This window comes from Rhizobium chutanense (assembly GCF_002531935.1).
Classification (GTDB): Bacteria; Pseudomonadota; Alphaproteobacteria; order Rhizobiales; family Rhizobiaceae; genus Rhizobium; species Rhizobium chutanense.
This window is the reverse complement of the sequence record NZ_NWSV01000089.1, coordinates 1-867: the sequence shown is the minus strand read 5'-3', so window position 1 is coordinate 867 and position 867 is coordinate 1. Positions and strand designations below refer to the sequence as shown.

Sequence of the window (867 nt, the reverse complement as noted above, 5' to 3'; positions counted from 1 at the left end):
CTTCGCGCCGCCCTGCAGCCGTATCAGGCCACCGCCACGCTCGCCGTGTGCGAGGCCACCGGCGGCCATGAAGACATCCTGCTTTGCGTGCTCCTGGAACTGGCCATTCCCGCCCATCGCGCCGATCCCGCCAAGGTCAAGGCCTATATCAAATCCTTCGGCAAGCACGCCAAGAGCGATCCGATCGACGCCCGCTGGCTGTTCCGCTATGGCCACGACCGCACAGCAGCACTGCCGCGCTGGCAGCCGGCCGAGCCCTGCCAGCAGAAGCTCGAGCTGCTGGTTGCCCGCCGCCTCGACCTCGTCGCCATGCGCGTCCAGGAGCAGAACCGGCTGAAGGCGCCGCGCAGCCGCCTGGTCGCCGATAACATTCAGGCCCATCTCGCCGAACTGGATCGCCATATCAAAGCCCTCAACGCCGAGATTAACACCTTGATCACAGAAAGCCGCGACCTGGCGCTGCGGGTCGAGCCGTTGCGCTCGGTGCCGGGCATCGGCCAAGTCCTGGTGCCGCTGCTGCTGGCCGTCATGCCCGAACTCGGCAGCCTCAATCGCCGCCAGATCGCAAGCCTGGCCGGCGTCGCTCCGCATCCCAAAGACAGCGGCAAGGCCAGTTGGCATCGCTCAACCACCGGCGGACGGCGCCAGATCCGACCGGCGCTCTTCATCGCCGCTCTCGCCGCTTGCCGCGGCGACAATCCGCTCGCCGTCGCCTACAAGGCTCTGCTCAAGGCCGCAAAGCCCAAACGCGTCGCCCTCACCGCCATCATGCGCAAGATCATCACCATCGCAAACGCACGCGTCAGGGACGCCTTGCGACAGCAAAATCAAATTGCGCCCATCCCGGCATAAACTGACTTGGTGAGG

Annotated in this window: 1 protein-coding gene; it reads left to right on the top strand. The window is 66.0% G+C overall.

Features of this window, described 5'->3' with window-relative positions:
- A partial coding sequence (locus CO666_RS33415; RefSeq protein WP_245436927.1) for a transposase occupies nucleotides 1-852 on the top strand: 852 nt, incomplete at its 5' end.
- Nucleotides 853-867 lie beyond the last annotated feature (15 nt).